The organism is Amycolatopsis australiensis, from assembly GCF_900119165.1.
GTDB classification, from domain to species: Bacteria; Actinomycetota; Actinomycetes; order Mycobacteriales; family Pseudonocardiaceae; genus Amycolatopsis; species Amycolatopsis australiensis.
The window spans coordinates 3,687,620-3,707,572 of sequence record NZ_FPJG01000006.1 but is presented as its reverse complement, the minus strand read 5'-3'; the positions used below and the strand labels follow the sequence as shown (position 1 = coordinate 3,707,572).

19 protein-coding genes and 2 pseudogenes are annotated in these 19,953 nt (G+C 68.5%); 6 read left to right on the top strand and 15 right to left on the bottom strand.

What is annotated here, in order from left to right; translation table 11 throughout:
- Positions 1–90: 90 nt before the first annotated feature.
- A pseudogene (gene ligD, locus BT341_RS44345) lies at positions 91–803 on the bottom strand (non-homologous end-joining DNA ligase LigD); the annotation flags it as partial.
- Between the two features lie 18 nt (positions 804–821).
- Between ligD and BT341_RS19020 the strand changes: the two are divergent.
- Complete coding sequence (locus tag BT341_RS19020; RefSeq protein WP_072477587.1) at positions 822–1,589, top strand: DinB family protein; 768 nt, start codon at positions 822–824, stop codon at positions 1,587–1,589.
- Between the two features lie 1,126 nt (positions 1,590–2,715).
- Here the strand turns inward: BT341_RS19020 and BT341_RS47335 are convergent.
- The 5 genes from BT341_RS47335 to BT341_RS45390 form a co-directional block, all read right to left on the bottom strand.
- Positions 2,716–2,847 (bottom strand): hypothetical protein, encoded by a 132-nt coding sequence (locus BT341_RS47335; protein WP_281255994.1) that lies wholly within the window; start codon positions 2,845–2,847, stop codon positions 2,716–2,718.
- A gap of 124 nt (positions 2,848–2,971) precedes the next feature.
- Positions 2,972–3,670, bottom strand: a complete 699-nt coding sequence (locus tag BT341_RS19010) for an EAL domain-containing protein (protein WP_177328854.1) — start codon at positions 3,668–3,670, stop codon at positions 2,972–2,974.
- Positions 3,631–5,289, bottom strand: a complete 1,659-nt coding sequence (locus BT341_RS19005) for a PAS domain S-box protein (protein WP_084742916.1) — start codon at positions 5,287–5,289, stop codon at positions 3,631–3,633. The genes BT341_RS19010 and BT341_RS19005 overlap by 40 nt, the downstream gene beginning before the upstream one ends.
- Positions 5,286–5,858 carry an RNA polymerase sigma factor gene (locus tag BT341_RS45395; RefSeq protein WP_072477583.1) on the bottom strand — a complete coding sequence of 191 codons (573 nt, stop codon included), beginning with the start codon at positions 5,856–5,858 and terminating at the stop codon, positions 5,286–5,288. Before BT341_RS45395 ends, BT341_RS19005 begins: the two co-directional genes overlap by 4 nt.
- The gene (locus tag BT341_RS45390; protein WP_218177744.1) at positions 5,855–6,103 is read right to left on the bottom strand and encodes a hypothetical protein; all 249 of its coding nucleotides are present in this window, start codon (positions 6,101–6,103) and stop codon (positions 5,855–5,857) included. The genes BT341_RS45395 and BT341_RS45390 overlap by 4 nt, the downstream gene beginning before the upstream one ends.
- 315 nt (positions 6,104–6,418) lie before the next feature.
- Here BT341_RS45390 and BT341_RS18990 point away from each other — a divergent pair, with 315 nt between their 5' ends.
- On the top strand, positions 6,419–7,240 hold the full coding sequence (locus tag BT341_RS18990) for an SAM-dependent methyltransferase (protein ID WP_072477581.1): 822 nt from the start codon (positions 6,419–6,421) through the stop codon (positions 7,238–7,240).
- A 458-nt stretch (positions 7,241–7,698) separates the two neighbouring features.
- On the opposite strand, the gene BT341_RS18985 is transcribed toward BT341_RS18990, so the two are convergent.
- Positions 7,699–7,893, bottom strand: a complete 195-nt coding sequence (locus BT341_RS18985) for a hypothetical protein (protein ID WP_072477580.1) — start codon at positions 7,891–7,893, stop codon at positions 7,699–7,701.
- A gap of 659 nt (positions 7,894–8,552) precedes the next feature.
- On the opposite strand from BT341_RS18985, the pseudogene BT341_RS47885 reads away from it, so the two are divergent.
- Positions 8,553–8,814: pseudogene (locus tag BT341_RS47885) on the top strand (hypothetical protein); the annotation flags it as partial.
- A gap of 758 nt (positions 8,815–9,572) precedes the next feature.
- Here BT341_RS47885 and BT341_RS18975 read toward each other — a convergent pair.
- Together BT341_RS18975 and BT341_RS18970 are read right to left on the bottom strand one after the other, a co-directional pair.
- Positions 9,573–9,791: a hypothetical protein gene (locus BT341_RS18975; protein ID WP_072477579.1), complete on the bottom strand. Its 219-nt coding sequence runs from the start codon at positions 9,789–9,791 to the stop codon at positions 9,573–9,575.
- Positions 9,788–10,750, bottom strand: coding sequence for an NHL repeat-containing protein (locus BT341_RS18970; protein ID WP_143168592.1), 963 nt, complete (start codon positions 10,748–10,750; stop codon positions 9,788–9,790). The genes BT341_RS18975 and BT341_RS18970 overlap by 4 nt, the downstream gene beginning before the upstream one ends.
- A 254-nt stretch (positions 10,751–11,004) precedes the next feature.
- Between BT341_RS18970 and BT341_RS18965 the strand changes: the two genes are divergently transcribed.
- Together BT341_RS18965 and BT341_RS18960 are read left to right on the top strand one after the other, a co-directional pair.
- Positions 11,005–12,177, top strand: a complete 1,173-nt coding sequence (locus tag BT341_RS18965) for a hypothetical protein (protein WP_072477577.1) — start codon at positions 11,005–11,007, stop codon at positions 12,175–12,177.
- Positions 12,177–12,677 carry a hypothetical protein gene (locus BT341_RS18960; RefSeq protein ID WP_143168591.1) on the top strand — a complete coding sequence of 167 codons (501 nt, stop codon included), beginning with the start codon at positions 12,177–12,179 and terminating at the stop codon, positions 12,675–12,677. The genes BT341_RS18965 and BT341_RS18960 overlap by 1 nt, the downstream gene beginning before the upstream one ends.
- A gap of 634 nt (positions 12,678–13,311) precedes the next feature.
- Here the strand turns inward: BT341_RS18960 and BT341_RS43580 are convergent.
- From BT341_RS43580 to BT341_RS18935, 5 genes are all read right to left on the bottom strand, one after another.
- A complete protein-coding gene (locus tag BT341_RS43580) occupies positions 13,312–13,941 on the bottom strand; it encodes a hypothetical protein (RefSeq protein ID WP_143168590.1) in 630 nt (209 codons plus the stop codon).
- A gap of 482 nt (positions 13,942–14,423) precedes the next feature.
- Positions 14,424–15,128, bottom strand: coding sequence for a hypothetical protein (locus BT341_RS18950; RefSeq protein ID WP_072477575.1), 705 nt, complete (start codon positions 15,126–15,128; stop codon positions 14,424–14,426).
- Positions 15,129–15,136: 8 nt separating this feature from the next.
- Positions 15,137–15,889, bottom strand: coding sequence for a hypothetical protein (locus tag BT341_RS18945; RefSeq protein WP_072477574.1), 753 nt, complete (start codon positions 15,887–15,889; stop codon positions 15,137–15,139).
- A 43-nt stretch (positions 15,890–15,932) separates the two neighbouring features.
- Positions 15,933–16,772 carry a hypothetical protein gene (locus tag BT341_RS18940; RefSeq protein WP_072477573.1) on the bottom strand — a complete coding sequence of 280 codons (840 nt, stop codon included), beginning with the start codon at positions 16,770–16,772 and terminating at the stop codon, positions 15,933–15,935.
- Between the two features lie 533 nt (positions 16,773–17,305).
- Positions 17,306–17,725, bottom strand: coding sequence for a DNA cytosine methyltransferase (locus BT341_RS18935; RefSeq protein ID WP_072477572.1), 420 nt, complete (start codon positions 17,723–17,725; stop codon positions 17,306–17,308).
- Between the two features lie 201 nt (positions 17,726–17,926).
- Between BT341_RS18935 and BT341_RS18930 the strand changes: the two genes are divergently transcribed.
- The gene (locus BT341_RS18930; protein WP_072477571.1) at positions 17,927–18,199 is read left to right on the top strand and encodes a hypothetical protein; all 273 of its coding nucleotides are present in this window, start codon (positions 17,927–17,929) and stop codon (positions 18,197–18,199) included.
- A gap of 559 nt (positions 18,200–18,758) precedes the next feature.
- Here BT341_RS18930 and BT341_RS18925 read toward each other — a convergent pair.
- The gene (locus BT341_RS18925; protein ID WP_072477570.1) at positions 18,759–19,934 is read right to left on the bottom strand and encodes a methyltransferase domain-containing protein; all 1,176 of its coding nucleotides are present in this window, start codon (positions 19,932–19,934) and stop codon (positions 18,759–18,761) included.
- Positions 19,935–19,953 lie beyond the last annotated feature (19 nt).

Here is a 19,953-nt window from a genome sequence, read left to right as displayed (position 1 = left end):
TCACCGCCAGTCTGGCTCGGCGGCACAACGCCCCCCGTGTGCCGCCGAGCCTTAACTCGACACGATGACTGCAGTGCGTGCGGACCGAAGTCACCGTTCGAGTAGCGGCGTCTTGCTCTCGTCGAGCGCGCCGAGGAGGTCGCCGTGCTGCTCGACGCGGTCGAGGACGTCCTCGGCAGTGAAGGTGAGCTGGGCGACGTGGGAGCAGTCCTCGACTTCGGCCCGGGTGATCGGCGTGGAGGCGGTCGGGTGGGCGCGGCCGCGCAGGGAGTAGGGGGCCATGGTGGTCTTGGCCGGGTTGTTCTGGGACCAGTCGATGAACACCCGGCCGATGCGCTGGTTTTTCGCCATGACCGCGGTGACCGTCTCGGGGGTCTCGCGGGCTAACTGCTGGGCGAGCTTCTTGGCGTAGGCCGACGCCGCGGCCGGGGCGTCGGTGGCGATGCCGCAGTACAGCTGCATTCCCTTCGACCCGGACGTCTTCGTGTACGGTGTGAGCCCGTCCGCGACGAGCACGTTGTGGAGTCGGGCGGCCACCCGGCAGCAATCCACAATCGTGGTGCCCGCCCCGGGTCGAGGTCGAACACCAGCCGGTCCGGCCGGCGCCGCCCGCCGGCGGGGTCAATCTGCCATTGCGGGACGTGCAGCTCGAGCGCGGCCATGTTCGCCGCCCACACCAACGCCGCCAGCTCCTCCAGCAACGCGTAGGTGATGGTGCCTTCGCCGCGGCCGGAGCGGGAGCCGGTGCTCGGCAGCGCGACGGTGGGCAGCCAGTCCGGGGCGCCGTTGGGCACGTTCTTCTCGTGAGTGAGACTGCTTCGATGGTTTCCGAATACGCCCAGAGCGACCAATTCCGCGGTGCTCGTATCCACCTGTGCAACCTTGCTGGCCTCGAGATCCGCGATTGCGAGGTGAACGGTCTGAAGATCGTCGACTGCTACGGCAGCGACGTCTACATCGGTGGCTACTTCGAGCGCCTCGTCGTCAACGACGTCGACGTGACCGCCTACGTCGAGGCCGAGCTCGACCGCCGCCACCCCGCACGGGCGCTGGCGCGGAATGCGGCGTCCCCCGAGGACTACCGGGCTGCTTGGGACGTCATTGAGACCCTGTGGAGCGCGACGCTCGACCGGGCGAGACTGTTGCCCGACTCCAAACTGCACGAGCAGGTCGACGGCGAGTGGTCGTTCGTCGAGACACAACGGCATCTGTTGTTCGCCTGCGATGCCTGGCTCGGCAATGCCGTGCTCGAGGAGGAAGCGCCTTACCACCCGATGGGCTTCCCCGCCGGAGGGACGCCGCCCGAGGAGGCGGCGAAGCTCGGCCTTACCCTCGAAGCCACCCCGACGCTCGACGAGGTGCTCGCGCCGCGGCTCGCCCGCATGGCCGCGATGCGACGTGTCGTCGACGGGCTCACCGCGGCCGAGCTCGACCGGGTGTGCGGTCGCAAGCCGGCGGACATGTATCCCGACCAGGAGTACGTCGTGCGCCGCTGCCTCAAGGTAGTGCTGAAGGAAGAAGCCGAGCACCACCGTTACGCGGTGCGCGACCTCGCGGTGCTCGAGGCAGGTGTGCCTGAACCGCAGTAGTCGCCGAGCGGTTCCCCGGCCAAGTGGCGACGCGAGAGCTGCCGCCGCTCTCGCGCGATCATGCCGGCCAACGCGACGATCATCGTTATGACCGGGACCGCGCCGCGCAAAGGGGGATCCGGCGAGTTCCTGCTACCGGTGGCTTCTGCTGGATCTGCCAGCAGACCGCGGTTTCCGGCGAGCGCCTCCCCGGCCAGCGCCACCGAGTACGCCTGCTGTGCCGCCAGCACGACCAAGCCGTGTTCAGCCCGCCCGCCAGCCTCCGCCACCGAAGTCGCTCGCCCTCCTGGGCCGGCGATCTTGCCCTCGCGGCCGGGCCGCGCGACGATCACTGAGCTCGTACCCCGCCAGCGTGAGGTGAACCGATGAATGCGGACCCGACACACACCTGGTCGCGGCTGCCCTCGACCTCACGCCGAGCGTTCATCACCGTGGTGGTAGCCGCCGCCGCGACCGGGTTGATCGTTCTCGCCACGCAGGTCGGCGCCCCGAGTCCGGTAAGTACTTGCGAGCATCACTATCCGCAGCCTGCTCCCCGGAGCTCCACGCCCACCGCGGGGTCGGCGTCGGTCACTGCGCGTGCAGCCGGCAACGGCGTCTGGTGATGATCCGACTCGGCGTCCACGGCCGGTGAACGGCCAGTCAGGTCGAGAAGGCGGGCCCGGTCGTCGAGGGGGGAGGTAACGACCGGGCCCGCGCACCCAAACCTACCCAGCTCCACGGCCAAAAACGCCTCACTCACCGAAATTTCCTCCACGTGCCGCCGATGCAGGCGCCACGGTGCTGCGGGCGGGTCAAGTTCGGCGACACTCGTGGCGACAGCGTGGCTAAGGACCCCGAGGAACCCGTGGCGGGGACACAGCGGGCGCCGCAGGTCCCGCCACGTCGCGCAGAAGACCTCGATCACCCGGCGCTCGACCTCCAACGGGTCGCTGACGCGTGAATTGATCATGTAGGCCACTGCGGCGCAGTACCGCTGCACCAATTCCCCGAACGCCTTGACCTCCCCTCCCCTGGCCCGCCGTTCCAGCTCCGCGTCGGTGCGGCCGCGGCGGCGGGCAGGCGCAGGACCGTCTTGCACTGAACACGCACGCCCGTCACCTCCCCGATGCCGCAGGAGCGGGAGTTACACGGTGAAGGCGAGCCAGAGCGCCACCCACCCGCACATCCCGATCCCGCCGACGATCGCGAGCACCCGCAGCACGATCATCACCACGCGTCGACGCATCGACATCGGACCGTGCTCCTGCCCGTTCATCGCTTCTCCCTCCCGCCGAGATCACTCTCGATCGGATTCTGTTGCGATGCAATGAGTTTTCCTCGGCAGGAAGACGCGCATCCGGGGGGGGGACGCGGCATCACCTCCCTGTCGGGCGCCGCGGTCACGCGCGTGTCCCCGACGCGGATAGCAGCGCGTGCACCGCATCGGCGGTGATGGCCTCGCGAGCGTGGTAGAGGTCGAAGCCGCGACGCGGCGGCTGCCCGGCCACGGTGTCGGTGAGGGCCTGAGCACCGAATGCCCGGATCGTGGTCAGCGCGGCGACCAACGGCGTGGTGCCGGCGGGAGTGGTGGTCAGCGCGGTGACGGTGGCGGAGCTGAGGCTGATCGTGGCCCAGGGGACGGTGGTGAACGCCTGGATCGGGACGTGATCGTCGAGCACCTCGGTCAGCGCCAGCCGAATCCGGGCGGATCCGATGGGTAGTTCGCGGAGTCGGCGCAGGATCGCGGGGGTGCCGGTGAGGGTGCGGGCGGGGATGCCCAGCTGCAGCCACCCGGCCGACACGCCGCTGTCGACAGCCTGGGCGGTCAGGGTGTCGAGCAGGACCTCGTCGTGGACGGTGGCGCCGGGCAGGCTCAGCAGTACCGCCGGTGCCCGACGGCCGGCAGTAGCCCAAGTGGTGGTGTCGCGGGCGGCGGTGGCGAGCACGTGCGGCAGGGCGGCGGCGAGCAGGCCGGTGTGCTCGGCCAGTTCGGCGATGTCGGCCAAGTCGCGGCGCGCACCGGTGGCGCTGAGCCAGTACGGCCGGGGGCAGACCGCGCTCAGCCTGCCCGTCGCGGTGCGGATGGGTTGGTAGTCCACGTGCAGGGTGCTGGCGTCCAGGACGCTGGTGAGTTCGGCGAGCAGTTCCACCCGGTGGGCGTTGTCGCGGCGGTAGGCGCGGTAGCGGGGTCGGCGTGGATCCAGGGGACGCGGGCGTGGGCGGGATCGTGCAGGGCGCGTCGGGTGCGGCGCAGCAGATCGTCGAGAGTGTCGGCCGGTCGGGCTTGGGTGATGCCGATGCGCGGGTGCAGCCGGATCTGGTGGGCTTCGAGGTGCACGGGGTCGCGGAGCCAGTCCGACAGTTGCTTGACCAGGTGGATCACGGTGGACCAATCGGTGAGGTCGTAGAGCAGCACCAGGACTTCGTCGCCGCGGCGGCCGACGAGCTGGCGGTGGCGGGCGGGGTCGTGGGCGGCGCGGATGCGGGTGTGCAGCTGGCTAAGCAGCCCGGCACGCAGGTCCTGGGGCAGGACGTGGTCGAGGTGGGCCCAGCCGGACAACCGGATCGTCAGCAACGCGATCCGGTCTCGGGATTCGGCCAGGATGCGGGCCGTCTGGGCGGTGAAGGCCTGCTCGGTCAGCAGCCCGGTGGCGGGTTCGATGTCGATGCCGTGCTCGAGGCCGCGCAGGAACGTGACGTCCTCCAGCACGACCGAGTAGCCGCGCTGGGTCCCGCCGGCGCGCCCGAGGGTCGCAGTTAGCCAGCGGGTGCCGGGGTGGGTGTCGCTGGTGATGCGGAACTCCACGTGCGCCTGCGCGGTGGCGGGCAGGTCGTGGTCGGCCGCGCGCAGAGCCTCGGCGGCGCGGTTGATCTGCTCGGCGTCATCGGCGCACACGGCCAGCTCGGCCAAGGTGTGCCCGCGTAGCTCGGCCAGCGTGCGGCCGAGCAGGTTCTGCGCGGTGGTGTTGGCCTCCAGGATGCCGCCGTGCTCGTCCAGAGCCAGCACGGCGGTGACGGTGTCGGCGACCGCGGCGCGGAATCGCCGCGCTGCCGGGCCGTCGTCGCGGCCGGTGGCCGAGTTGAGGTGCAGGAACGCGGAGGTGAGCGCGGTCTGCTCGTCCCGGACGCGTTCCTGTAGTCCTTCGCCGAATCCGCTGGCGAACGCCCCGACGGCCGCCGTGCGGACCGCGCGGGACGCGCCGGGGGTGTATTCGGCGGCCAGGTCCGACAGCAGCGCCACACACGTGCCGAGCGCGGCGGCGGGCAGCTTGTGCACGTAGGCCAGTTCGTATCCGATCCGCGGCGGGTCAGGTACCTCGCCGGGCGGGCCGAGCCGGCGGTGCGGATCGAGGATGCGGGCGCCGAACGTGGCGAGCATCGCCGCAGTCCACCGGCCGAACTGCTGCTCGGCGAACCTGCGGTGGATCTGCAGATAGGTGTCGCTGGTCAGCGCCGCGTACCAGCGATGCCCGAAATCGATCGCGTCGTCGACGGTCAACACCAGCCCCGGCAGCACCGGGTTCCGCGCGTCCCGCACCGCCGCCTCGACGTCGGCCGTGGCCACCGGGTCGCTGATCCGGTCATCGACGGCGATGGTGAAGGCGCTGATCCGGGCAAGCAGCGCGACGGCCCGATCCTGCAGCGCGGCGGGGACCGCGGCGGCCGCGTCGCGGCGGCCGGGCTGGGGACTGGTGGGCATGGGCGCCGACGGAGTCATCGGTCCCTCCTTTCCGATCGGTGAGCTGGTCTGGCCTCGTCGGCGGCGGTGAGCAAGCGGTTGAGGTAGTTCTTCGCCCGGGACAGGTAGATGCCGACGGTCGAGGCGGGCAGGCCCATGTACTCGGCGATGTCCTCGACCCGCCAGCCCTTCTCCAGCAGCGTCAGCGGCAGGCCCAGCCGGCGCGGCAGCGCACCGATCGCCTCGACGAACACCAGCCGCTCCCCCGGGCCGGGCGGAGTCCACACACCGATCGGCGCAGCCTTGTCGGTTACCCCGGCCGCTTCATCGATCTCGGCGTGCCCGGCGTCCTTGTGCCGGGTCGCATCGACGGCCTTGTTGCGGGCGACCCGGTAAAGCCAGGCCAGTTTGTCGCCGTCAATGCGGTCCCACCGCTGATATAACGCCAGCAGCGCTTCGCCGACGACGTTGTCGTGATCCACTCCCGGGGCCAGCCGGCGGACGTAGGAGGTCAACATCTTCCGCCTCTCGGTGACGATCGTCGAGCACTCGAGGTAGTCCTGCTCCGTCCACGGTCTGCGGGCCGGAGGTTGAGCGGAATCGGTCACTCCGCGCCCTGGCCCAGCGGCGACCCCAGCACGACCGTCAGCACCAGCCTCGGCGCGCGCCGTCGCAGCGCCGCCGGAGGTGCCGTGGCGGCGGGGTCGCCGAGCACGCGCAGCGACCACAAGGCCAGGCACGTCGCCGCGGCACAGCGCACGGCACGAACCAAGACGGGGCGGGCGCGCCGCCAGGCCAGTGCGGCCGTCATCGCCGCCATCAGCAGCAGCGGCGGCGGCCAGCTCGAGGACATCGAGGACATCTCGGGGTAGTCCTTTCCAGATTCTGCGGGGACGGGAGTAGCGCGCCCGGGGGAAAGCAACGCTCACACCTGTTACTCGGCCACAGAGCCAGTTTTGACACGATGTCCCTCGAAAAAACATAGACTCGCCCACAAGCGTGACGGCCGTCGCGCACCGTCACAATTGCGGCGGAGTTGGTCACTCGGATCAGTTTCGCGTGCGGCCATCACAGTGACTGTGATGTAGTGGGCACCACGATGCCCAAGTGGTGGATGCTTTCTGCATCTTGCGGTTGCTAGCCTGAATTTTCGGCGAGGGGAGAATATGTGTCGAACGAGAAAAACCCGTCCGATACCGCAGCCGTCGACCCCGAGAAACCCAGCGTCGCCCGCGCCTACGACTGGTACCTGGGCGGCTCGACCAACACCCCCATCGACCGAGCCTTCGCCGAACGCATCCTGACGGTCCTGCCGCCCGCGAAAACCATGGCGGTGGACAACCGCAACTTCCTCCGCCGCGTCGTGACCTACCTCGTCGACGCTGGCGTGCGGCAGTTCATCGACATCGGCTCTGGCATCCCCACCGTCGGCAACGTCCACGAAGTCGCCCGAGACCTGGCCCCCGATGTTAACGTCGTCTACGTCGACAATGACCCCGTCGCCGTCACCCAGAGCCGGCTTCTGCTGCGCGACGATCCCGCCACCACCGTCATCGACGCCGACCTCCGCTACCCCGACGCCATCCTCAACCACCCCGACACCCGGGCGGTGCTCGACTTCGACTCACCGATCGCGCTGCTGATGATCGCGGTCCTGCACTTCATCCCCGACCGCGACGACCCCGCCGGCATCATCGCCGCCTACCGCGACGCCCTGCCCCGCGGCAGCTACCTCGCACTGTCGCACCTCACCGACGAAACCGCGTCGCCCGAGCTCCGTCGGCAAGTTCGCACCTGCATCGACCTGTACCAGAACAGCGCCAGCCCGCTGGTCGCCCGCACCCGCCACACGCTGTCGCAATGGATCGACGGACTCACACTGATTCCTCCGGGTGTCACCATCGCCAACCAGTGGAATCCTGAAAGCCTCCCGCCGTCGGGCTCGGATCATGACCTGGTCATCGCCGGCCTCGCCCAGCTCCCGACGTGAAGTGACCGGCAAACCGGTACGTCATCGGCGCCACCTCCGCTCGTCACCCGAAGAACACGATCACCGAGAACGGCTGACGAGGCTGTGAGAACCGGAACCACCGCGCGGGGCTGGTCCGCTTCTGTGGTTCCAGTTCCCACTGCCACGTATTGCGGTAGCCGCGGCCGGGCACATACCGGCCCGCTGAGAGGCGCCGACGGCGACGTCGAGCTGATCATCTTGACCAGCGGCGGCGCTCATTAACCCCTTCCCGCTACCGCGATGACGCAGGATCCCTCGGCGGCATGCGACGAAAACCCTCAGCGCCTCGCGATGGCGCTCGTACAGTTGGCGATCGCGACCGTACGCCACGCCGGCGAAAGCAAGGCCGACAACGCCGCCGCCCTCGTGCTCGCGTGCCCCCACGGCTCCAGCACGCGATCGTCGGAAGAACCGCGGGATGAACGCGGGCTCCAACGTCACAGCAGGCCGGCCTGGTGCAGCTTCAGCAGCGCGCCAGCGACGCCCGGGGTGGCGCCGATCAGCAGCATCCGCAGTACGCGCACAGCGCGGTCGGCGCGGCGGTGGTTGCGGTCGAGCACCGCAACCACGACGACGAACGAGATCAGCAGCAGGACGTATCCGGCCGCCAACGCGATGAGCCACTCCGGCATCGCACACCTTCCTCACCTGAAAATTCAGGTGAGGCCAGGTCCCTGCGGGGCTCGCTTTGCTTTATATACGCTTTTCAGACGCGCGGGGAGGCAAGTCACCGAGCTGGCCCAATCGGTCTTACGGTGTGTAGTCCACGTCGCCGGGTTGGGAGGTCGAAGGCAACGCGCTCGGCCAGGAGGCTGACCCGAAGAAGCGCGCACCCCGGCGGGCGGGAGTGGCGTGAGCCCTGCTGAGTCGGCGGACAGGTCGGCCCGGTCGGGCAAGGCGAGGTCGTTGTCGGTCAACAGCGTCGCGCATCCGACTCGCGCACGGTGTCACCGCCCGGCGCTGCGGCTGCCCAAACCACGCTGACGACGCGGCCTCCGTGAACTGCCCGCGCTTGCTTGGGCGACCGGACGACCCGAGCGCCTCAGCCGCCGGCGACCTTAGTCCAAGCGGGTCGATCGCGGAGCGTATGCGCTGGGATCAGCGATTGGCGCAGCTGCCCGTCCGTGGTTTGAAGTAGGTCGTGTCATCGGGCAGCGCGTACCAACGTCCACCGCCGAGCGACAGCCCCTCCGTAGCCTCGTACACCGTGGCTCCGGTCAAGTCCGTACTTGTGTTCGATGCACGTCGCTGACTTCCCCACAGCGAAATTGGCATGGTGTGGGAGCTTGTCGTGGCGTTCAACAACCCCAGCGTGCCCTGGTCGGAAGTCGAGCGGATCGTCTCCGGGCGCGCGCCCGTGCTCGCTGATGGCAGCGACTCGCCGGCCTGGTCTCCGCAAGCGCGAGGGCCACGCCGGCGCGCCGGCCGACCTGCGCGACCGCCGCGGCCGGGACGACGGCGGCGACCGGCTCCGCGCCCCTTATGCCGAGTTGCACGTGCACTCCAATTTCAGCTTCCTCGACGGCGCCAGCCGCCCCGAAGCTCTTGTTGAGGCGACGAAACCGGGGCACGCCCCCAGACCGAACATCACGCTCCCCGGCCGGGGAGCAGCGACCTCGGAAGGTGCGTCTGGGGCAGTCCTGCTCAGGTCGTCGGCGGACACCGGTCGCTTACCGCCATTCCTGCCGGGTAGCCGGACCGGCGACATGACCTGCGCACTCGGCGGTGGACTCGCCGTGCAGCTGCTGCTCAGCCCGCATCCACGACCGGATCATCGATCGCCTGAGCCGACGGACACCGCCACAGCGTGCGGACACGCACACGGCACGCCGACCATCCGCCCAGCGGATACGCGCCATTCGCTCTAACGCGATGCAGCAGGTAAGCCCACGGCGTCCACATCCGCCAGATCGCCGCCGACCTCGGCCACTCCTCCGTCGCAGTCACCGAGGCCCTATCTCGCCGCGGCCGACACCCTCGAGAACTCCGCCGCGCCCATGCTGGCTGGCGTAGGCGATCGCGCCGGTCAGGTCCGGCTCGGGTGGCCCTCGGCCGCTGCGCCCCCGTTCATGGTTGCCCCCGACGAGATGTTCCACAATTCTGAACGTCTGAGACGACAATCGGCCCGGCCGGGCCGCACACCACCACGGTCTCGGCCACCACCGGCGCACACAGGAGTCGCCGAGCCGAATCCAGCCGCCCCGGCAACGTCACCTACGCCGGCCAGCCCGCGGCATTCCCGCTTGTATCGCTGCCTCCGCCGACGATGCGCCCGATAGACCCGCTGAACGCGTGTTACGGCTGATCGTTCTCAGCTGGGTGGCGCGGGGGTGGGTGTGGTGGGGCGGTCCCAGGTGGCGTCGCGCGTGTTGGTGAGCCGGGCGATGGTCGAGCTGGTGAGTTCGGTGGCCAGCACGTTGTTGTCCAGGGGCAGCAGGCGGTGGGCCTTGCATTGCTGAGTGGGGAGGAAGGCGACTTCTTCGTTCACCACGCGGGTGTACTGGTCATCGAAGGTGACGCGGATGATCACATTTGGTGCAGTGGGCAGATGATCGACGAGCCCAGGAGCCAGGCACTGGGACGGATGGTCTTTTCCGGTGGGTCGAAGGCGATGTGGAGCAGTCCGGCTTGGCTGACTTCGGGTGACTCGAGATGGAACCAGGTGAGCCGGCCGTGGTTGTCGATGCGGCCGAAGGTGCCGGTGCCTTGCTGGGGTGTGCCGAGCCGAGCAGGGCGACCCACCAGGCCGGTGGGGCCGGCGATCAGGCCGACTGGGGTGCGGCCGGCTGCGGCGGGGATAGGGAGCTGGTCAGTGGCGCGGGTTCTGGGATTGATGTGCAGAATCTGGCTAGTTTCGTCCTGGCTGGCGTAGAACTCCCCCGTGCCGGGATGACGGGCGACGAAAATAGGGGTGCGCGAGGCGGTGTAGAGGTGGTAGCTGGCCGGGTTGGTGTGGTTGATGGCCAGGACCTGCGTGCTGCCTTTGAGGCCAACCCAGAGCATGTCGTCGTATTCGCCGACGTAGTGCGGGCCGCAGCCGCCGTCGGGCACGGGAATGCTGCGCATGATCCGAAGTGCGCTGTTGACGTCCGCGGTGCCAGGATCGACGAGTAGCAGCCAGTTGCGGCCTTCGTGGGTGGCCCACACGTGTCCGGGATAGCAGCGGGACAACGCGAGACCGTGCAGCATCGCGTCCGATTCCCCCAGCGGGAACGCGCGGGCGGCGGCGACTTCCTCGGTGGCGGGGTCGAGTCCGAGTTTCACCAGGTGACTGTTGGACATCTGCGAAACAAGCACAAGGGGAACGCCGGGCAGCTTGACCATTTCGTGGGTTTCCACCGCCGGGGGCAGGCCGAATTCCACCACCGCGTGGCGGGGAACCTCAGTACGGGATTCAGCCGCAGCGACACCGACGCTCGCGAGCGGTGCGGCGAGCGTCGTGAGCAGCACAGAGCGGTGGAAGGTCCGTCGATCCACGAGAATCTCCAAGTTCCCGAGCATGTCGATCCGCAGCAGGGGCCCTCCGCGCCGGGTGAGTCAGCCGTTGGATCACTCGGGGCGGTGGCGCGAATCGGCCATGACTTTCCCATTCGTTTGAGGTGTCCGACGGACCAAATGCTGAAGGCGCGCAGTCACGAGCTAGACCGAGCGTGAAGGATCGGAAAACCGGTCCAGCGGAAGGGCCCCGGCCAAGGACGCCCGAAGAGTACCATTTTGGCAGGAACCAACACCGGTGAGGCGGCATGCTGACCACAACCTACCCGTTCCGGCGCTTCTTGCGGACCTCGTTCGCCACCCTGGCCGACGGCGGCTACGCCGGCCTGGTGTTCCTCGTTTCGCGCTCTGCCGACGCCCCTCGGCTGCACCGGCGCTTCTTCCAGGAATGGAGCGACATCCACGACGTCACCGGCCCCTACCTCGCCGTTATCACCCCCTCACCCGGCAGCAGCATCCTGCTCGACGAAGAGCTGTACCGAACCCAGTACGGCGCGCTGGTGCCCGACGTGTCGTGCCCGAGCGGTGGCGGCCGGCTCAGCCGCGCGGTCAACCGGAGGTGGCCATCGTCCGTGCGGATGACCGAGGTGACGCCATCGCGGACAGCAAGTGTGCGCCGGCACCAGGACACGCACACCACGGCGGTCAACGACCTGCAAGAGTTCTTCGGAATTCCGGAATCGTTGCTCCCCTGCGCCGTCATCGTGTCCCTGCACGAGACATCAGCGCTGTGCGTCGCCCTCGACGACGAATCCAGTATGTACCGGCTGCTGAAGTCGATCAAGGCGGAGATCGAGCCTGCCACCGCACGGATCAGCCGGAAAGAACAAGAGCTGGTGGAGGCCAAAGCCGCCCGCGCCCGGATCCGCAACGAGCAGAAAATCGGCGAACTGCGCGCCACCCTGGCCACCCTGCAGGCGCAATGGACCGACCAGAAGCTTCAGCTGGCCGCCGACCTCGACGCGACCGCCGGTGATCTGGCCGACGACGACGCCACGCGCTGCCGATGGCTGGCCGGGCGGCTGCGCACCGACCAACCGCTCTCCGGCGAAGAGCGGGAACAGGCTCGCCAGGCCGCCCGCGCGCTGCGCGGCCGCGGCCGGCTGGAGAAGCGAATCCGAAGGGCTCTGCCCCGGCTGGACGCCCGTTACCCGGCCGGCACGGAGGTCGCCGCCCGGCTGGCCGCCGCAGAGGCCGCCGAGGACGCGGCTCAGGACCGCATCGGCGGGATCAAGCAAGACTTGGACGACCTCGGCCGCGACCTCGCTCTCAACGCCGCAGTGGTTTCCGCCGCGGCGAATTTCGGACTGGTCCCCGACGGCGACGTCAGGCTCAGGGAATGGCGTGAGCTGGCATGGCCGATCTCCGTCCTCGCGCGCCCCAAGCGGGCCACTCCGCGGATGCGGTTCAGGTGGTCGTGATGGGTGACGCACTGGGACGGCACCATTCGCTGCTGCTCGACCAGCTGACCGAAGAACGACGGAAGAAAGGCTCGCTCGAACAACGCGGCATCGCGATCATTTCGACGTCGGGCACGCTGGTCGCGATCGTCCTCGGCTTCGTCGCGCTCGCCACGCGGAACCCCGCCTTCGTGCCGCCCGCGACCGTGGTTGCCCTGCTGGTCGTCGCGCTGGCCGGGCTTGTCGTCGCCGCGGCCGCCGGGCTCCTGGTCAACGCCCCCGCCAGGATGCCGGTCATCGACGCGCAGGAACTCCTGGCGATTGCGGAACAGACCGACTGGGACCACGTCGACGCCGACAGCCGCCGCGCCGAGTACCGGCTCCAGGCGCAACTCCTCATGGAGATTCGCCGCGTGAATCGGTGGCGGGCACGCGTGGTGCTGGCCGGACTGCTGGTGGAGGTGTGCGCCCTCTGCCTGATGGCGGTGAGTGCCGTCCTCGTGCTGAACCCCCTCACATAGACCTCAGCGCGAGTGACGCCACCTCACCGGCACGGGGCCAGCCACTGCACGTCACCCGCCGCCGCTAGCGAGCCCGCTCACCGCCGCCGCGAGGAGCGGGGACTTGAACCGCCACGGGGTGGCTCTTTCCCGTGTTCGGGGAGAGCCCGCGATCACAGGCGAGGACGTGGACGCCACCACCGGGTCACCCGGGCCGCGCACCCAACGAGCACCGCAGCAGCCCGCCCACCCGGCACCGTCGCGACCTCGGCGCTGTCCCATCACCCCGCCACGTCCTGATGAGCATGTCGATGCCGGCCTGAGGGCGGCCACAGCTCGACGGACTGGCTGACACGACGGGAGACCGACCCTGGCCCTCGCCACTCTCGACGTCAGCCAAGATCCGCCGTGGTCGCACCAGCCCGGTCAGCCGCCCAGCACCTTCTTCGCGGCATCCTTGACCTTCTCGCCGGCCTGCTTCAAATTGCTGGCGCCTTGCTCGGCCCGCCGCGACGGCTGACCGGTCAGCATCGGGATGCCCGTCCTGCGGTCATGACGACGAGGATGCCGCCCTCCCCGGCGCTCCCGGTCCGGGAGGCTGCCGGGCCGGCGGCCGCGGTTGGTCGCCGGCCCGTGCACCGCAGACCCCGGCGCCTCACGCCTCGCTGAGCTTGACGGGGAACGTCTGGAGGGTGGCGACGGTGTCGTCCGGGCTTTCCGGAAGTACCAGGTCGATCGGGTTCTGCAGCTGGTAGATGTCGGCCTGAGGGGGGAACTGGCTGAGCTGTCCGACCAGCCGGGCCGGATCCTTGGTGGTCAGGACGAGGGGTTCGGCGCGGCCGGGCTGGTCGATCGTCATGCTGAAGCTGACCACCATGATGTTCTCGTACCGCGGCGGGGACTGCTGCGTCAGCCGCAGAACGCTCTGTGGGTCGGTATCGTCGCCGCTCTGCTCGATGGTGATCGAGCCGCCGCCCTGACGGGCCTGCCGGCCGCCCTCGGGCAGGTCGGCGTCGAACCGCATCCCGACCAGGCGCAGCCGCCGGGAGTTGTCCGGATCGTCGGGGTTGGGTTCCACTCGGACCCGCAGGCCACCGTGGAAGTCCACCGAGAGGGTCTCGTCCCGCAGCTGCAACTGGGAGTCGAGCGCCCGCGCGGTCAGCGGGAGCTGCACGCCGGGCGGAGGCAGCGGGTACTGCGCCGGTCGCGCTTGCGCGGCGGGCGCGGTGATCGTCAACGCGGCGAGCACCGCCAGCAGCGCCACCGGGTATCGATGTCGGGTCATGAGTGTCTCCTTTCGCGAAGATCGTTGCCCGGCCCGGTTTCGGCCGGTCCTGGAGTCCAGATTCGGGGCGGAGCACGCCCTGGGCAAAGCGGCTTCCCCGCGCAGATGGGGGACCGGTCCCGCGATCGGTGCGCCCGTTCGCACAGCGCGACCGGCCATGTTCGGCCACGGAAGTTGTGGCTGCGCTTCCCACCCCACGTCGCGAGGGCGACGACGATGGCCGCCAGACCACCGCCGGCGTGGTCAACCGATCTCGAGTCTTCCTCTTCGAGTTCTGGATGGACCCGGGCGAGGGTCCGCTGCTCAATCCGACGCCGGTCGACCCGCGACGCGGTCGACCGGCGGCGATCCTCGCGACCGGGTGAACGGGTCACCGGCAGCCACCTGCTCGGCGCGGATGTCCTCCGCACCACGCGTATCAGCCGATCATCCCAGTCCAAGGCACCCGTAATCGGGTTCGACTCGTCAACGAGCTGGACAGGCTAATGATGGGCCAGCAGGTAGTCTTGGCGCAGGAACCCTTTGGCCATGTTCTCGATGTCGTCGAGGTCGCTGTGAGTGATGTAGTCCTCGAACTCCTTCCGGCGGCGGGGGTTGGCGAACTTGTCGAGTTCGAGGAAGTACTCCCCGCGCACGCGGGACCCGCAGAGCCGTTTGTTCGCGTCCCGCTGATAGCTGGCCACTTCGAGCCGGATCACGGCGCGGGTGCGCGCTGGCGTACCGGTCGTCCGGTACACCCCGGTGCTGATGACGACGCTGCGCGCGTTGAACGGGCCACCGACCCGCCGGCTGATCTCAGCGATAGTGCTTTCGAAGAAGTTCCGGACCGGCGCGAGCGACTGGCCTTCGGCGATCTGGCCGAGCTGACACCGCACGACGCGCTCGGCCTCGGCCGCAGGATCCAGGTCGGAGAAGCGCTCTTGGGGGTCGAGACCTCCTTGGACGAGCGGGATCTTGTTGAACCGGTCCGCCCACTCGGTGACGTCGGACACCAGCAGGAACAGTTCCACTCCGGACGCGGACTTCCGGAAGTCCGCCGACAGCGCCCCGATCACGTCGATGAGCCGGGCGTGGTTCACGGCGGTCTCAGGCTCGATCCGTTGCGACGTCCGTCCCACCACGGAAAGGCAGGACGCCGTACCTTGCTGGTAGAGGCCGATGACGCTCCGGTCGTTCTTGCCCGGCATGTCGCTCCTCAGTTTGCCGGCGAAGAGCGGGAGTACCGGTGCTCGAAGTACACGCTCGACTTCTCGATCGGGTCCTTGGGCAGCCTGTTGATCATCTCGTGCCAGCGCTTGCGTTCTTTATCCTCTGAATGTTTTTGAAGGAAGGCGTTGATGAATCGCCTATTCATCTGCGTGTGATCGAAGGAGAACTCGTGCGCATCCCACCGCGGGGTCGTCCAGTCCGGCGCAGGCGGCTGCCGGACTGCGGCGTCGGGCTTTTCCTCCGCCGGTGGGCTGAATTTGACCGACACTATTCGCAGAACGTCGCGCGGGGCAGCGATTGTCGCGTTGAACTCGACGCGACCGACCATGATGGTTGCCGTGTACGGCGTCACGTCGACGTCGGAGAGCCACTCCCGCGCGGCGCTCTGCGCCTCCCGGAGTCGAGCGTGCAGACTGTCGGCGGCGCCGTGGAATCGCGTCGCCGTCGGCAATCCGGCGATGGTTGCCAGCAGTGCGCCGGTCGACAGCGTCCCCGTCCCAGTACCCGGCAGCCATTCCGGTTTGGGTGGGAGGACCTCCGTCTTGGCGACCTTGCTGAATATTGGCGGGAAGTGATCGAACTCGTACGGGTCGTCATCGCGGATCTGGCGCGAGACGATGCTCAACAGCTTGACCAGCTCGTCCCGATTCAAGTCCATTAAAGCGCGGTGCTCCGGGGCCACGTCCTCCACCACAACCACGGCGGCGAGGAGCCCGCCCCGGTGGAACGCGACGGGCATGACCCGCTTCTTCGGGGCTGCGGTGACCGGTTTCGCTGTCTGGCTACTTCCTGGCGATGGTGTCATCTTTGAATCCGTTCTCCATATTGTCCAGGTCGTCCTTGTCCGACTTGTCGACGACCTTGTTCCATTTTGCGCGGTTCTCCGACTTGTCCAATTTCTGGTAATTGAACTCACCGGGAAGCAACTGGTATTTGAACTTGATCTTGATGCTCTCATAAGATGCGCACGAGGTAGTGATCAACTTGCTCTCGGATGTGAAGTCGATCAGGTACCCATCGAGCCTCGCGGTGACCTGGTCCAGGTTTTTGTTGTACGTGTAGGTTTGCGCCATCAGGAAACTCTGGAACTTTCGCCTGCCGTCCTTCATCTGCGCCTTGAAGCCCTGCTGCAGCCCCCCGAGGAACTTGCGGAAGCGGTCGAGGCCAAGGCATGGCGCGACCGCGAAGTTCATCAGGATACCCAGGAAACTCGCGGCGATGTCGACCGAACGGATGGTCTCATCGTATTCCACGTTCTGGATGCCGCCATAGTTCACGAAGGCGAGGTGGCTGTAGATGTGGGTCAGGTTTTTGACGTCGTAGAGAGCTGACTCGCCCTCCTTGTCTGCCTTCTTGCGCAGCCACGCGGACCCCATGCCGATCGCGCTTTGGAGGTCGCGGTCGATGGAGCGGGCCTTTTCCAGCAGTCGCGGTGGCAGCCCGGCTTCGGTCAGGTTGGCCAGTGCGTTGCCGCCTTGCTGTCCGGTCTGGAATATGTTCTTGGCCGATCCGCTCCCGCCGGCCGTGTATCCGCCCGCGTACTGCTCGGGAACCAGGAACCCGTTGTGCATCTGCTCGATCTCGATCAGATCGACGTCGGTGCCGGAAGCTGCCTTGGTCATGATTGAACCGTCAACCTTCTTTGGGGGATGTAGATTTTATGAATCATCTTCAGAATGCCCGGTCGCGTCTTCTGGACAGCGGCCTCGGCGTCTACTCAATGCTGCGGGGTGTCCAGTGATAATCACAAGGCCGATTTCGGACGATGACTCGAATGCGTGAAGGGGCGTCGACAGTGTTGGCCGGTTGCCATCGACGCGAACGTCATTTGCGGCGCGAACCTGGGGCGGCACGCGGATAGCCGCTCACTGTGCAGGGGGTGTGCTCACCGGTTTGGCCGCATGGAAGCTCCGGAGGTGACGCTGGAGCTGTGGCTACACCGACGTTTCCGCTCACCTGACCGAGAGGTCCGGCCCCGGGGAACAGCACACACGTCGCGTTCGCGCAACGGGCGAGGGCCGGCCGCTTCACAGGCCGATTCGCGCCTACGGCAGCTCTTCGCCATCTCGCCCGTTCGGGGAACCACCTCGCCATTGCGGCGGCACAGGCTGCCCGCATCGCCGCCACCTGTGAGCGCGGGCTATGACCATCGCGGCTATCGGGGTCCGATGCGCAGGCCGAGCAGCAGGCTGCGGCGGTCGATCGGGTACAGCGACGGCTCGACCTGCCTGTATATCGCAGTGCCCCAGCGAAGCTGGATCACCCCGGTCCGCTCGTCGGAGAAGACCGAGAAGTCGACGGACTGGCGGCCCTCCATCGTCTTCGCGAGCTGGTAGACGGTGTCGAGCGCCGCGCGGCCCGCGCCCTTCCCCGCCGCTGAGAAGGTCTGGCACGGCGGGGACGCGATGAAGCCCGGAACGCGGTCGAAGTCGAGCGGATGAAAGTCGCGGACGTCGCCCTCGACCGTGAGGAGCCCGGCCGCTCGGCGCGTCATGCACGCAGCGGCATCCCGTTCGACGCCGAGCGCGGCGAGGCCGAGCTGCCGGACTGGTACGTTCCCATCCTCCGGCGCCACCGAAGACGTCGGTGGCGTGGGGTTCTTCGCTGTGAAAGTCAGGCATTCCCGGGAGGTCTGCGAGACTTTCCGTCCTGCTCAGGCCGTGACCTGCGCGAGGCTCCCGTCCCCTTTCAGGTGATCGACTGGTGCTGGTGTTACCTCGGCCGACCGGCGGCTACCCGGCCCGTTGACCAGCAACAACGAGAAAGGGGACCTAACATGCGACGCACACTCGCCACGGCCGCGGCCGCGGGGTTGACCACCGTGGCCCTGCTCGCCGGCCCCGGCATCGCCGCTGCTGCACCCGCGGAGACATCGTCCACCGCGGGATGGGCTGGGCACCCGAGTTCCCAGTTGCAGCGCGCGCAAGGCGGCCTCGTTTGTACAGCTATCCAGGACGTCGACGTCGCCGTCGATTTCCTCGCCAGCGTCACCGTGCAGGACATCCCCATCCTTTCCGAGGCGGTGCCGCAGCAGGAGTGCAGTCAGTAATCCTTCGCTGAGGCCTTCTGTCCTGGCGCTACGGACGAGCGGCCCCCGCGCTGCTGGCGGCGCGGGGGCCCTCAAGCCCGCTACGTGTTCGCCTCCGCGAGAACAGCGCGGGCCAGGACCGGCGGGATCGCGTTGCCGATCTGCTGGAACTCCGCCGGGTTCGTCGGGGCGAGGTGGTGCGAGCACGGGCGTGCCGCGGGCGCGCGGGGAGCCGACCCGGGCCAGAACGCGCCGTCCCGCTCGGCAGCGGGGTTCGCGGTCCAGGCGGAGCTGCGGCCGCGGGCGGCCGCAGCCGAGTGTCACCACCATTTCGGCCAGCGGGGTTCGATGCGCAGCCCGGCGGCCTCCTGGTGAGAGCACGGACTCGCCGGCACGCGCGGAGCGCCGATCCGGGCCCAGAACGCCTGCTCCGCCGGGTTCGCGCTCCAGCTCAACCCGACACCGCGAGCCACTGCGGCGCGAGGTAGCACGCGCCACCGCGCGAGTCGTTCCGCGGCCCGTTCGTACAGCTTGTGTCGTCGGCGAACGTGCCCTCGACCAGAGATCAAATGGTTGGCTCCTACAGCGGAAGCGACCACCGCGTGTCCGTCGCCGGATGAGCTACGACCTGCTCGCCGTCCGGGGTGACCACGATACTCAAGTCCTCCGGCCGCGGCTGGCCGAGCTGGAGCCACTGCATGTGGGCGGCCTCCAGCTCATCCCACAAGCGCCGGTCGCCGCCTTGCGTCACCTGGCGGTCAGCAGCCGGATCACCCAGAGTGGCGTCGGCACGTGCCCACGCCCCGGTGCCCGGGTCGGTCAGGCAGAAGTACATCGTGCCGCCTTCGACCTTGACGTAGCCGGATTCGGTGCCGGGCATCGCCAGTTGGGCGAAGAACGCGAACACGCGCCCGCGCTCCCGCAGCACGGTCGGCGCCAGCCGGGTGAAGCGGGATTCGCCGGCTTGGTGGACAGCCCGGCTGGACAGTTCCGGCTGTAGAAGGAACGGCTGTTCGGGGCTTCGTAGCGGCATGAAGGTGAGCCTCGTGGGCAGGAACTCGCCGTGGGCGGACTGGTCGTCGCCGACCGTCAGGCGGGCCAGGTTGCCCGCGAATGCCCCACGGAGGTCGGTGAGGATGGTCCCGCCGGGCCGGACCTGTCCGAGCCAGGCCGGAGGCACTCGCCGCAGCGAGGCGGTAGCGATGATCCGGTCATACGGCGCGCGCTGCGGATAGCCGAGGTACCCGTCCGCTACGGCCAGCGTCGGGGCCAGGCCGAGGTCGTCCAGCCGCTGCCGGGCCTGGGCGACATACGCCGGGTTGACCTCGACCGAAGTCACCGCATCAGACCCCAGCCGACGCGAGAGTAAGGCCGCAGTCCACCCGGTGCCGGTGCCGATCTCCAGCACGGAGTCGCCTTCGGTCGCCCCGCTTTGCTCCAGCATGGTGGCCACCACCGTCGGGGCGGAACAGGAGCTGACGAGGATGCCTCGCTCATCGAAGTCGGTAAGCAGGGCCTCATCCTGGTAGACCGCGCGCAGCCAGTCCTCTTGCCGCCCGCGGTCGGCAGCATCGTGAGACTCGCCGCCCAGGTTGTCCGGCAAGGTGAAGCGCGGCGCGAACAAGTGCCGCGGCAGAGCCTCGAACGCCGCTCGCCACCCAGGCGTGGTCAGCGCTCGCTTGTCGACCAACTGCTCGACCAAGGCGTGGTTAAGGTCGCCGGCCAAGCGCTCCAGGTGGCTGCCGAGACGGGTCATGGGGCTTCTCCTGTCAGGT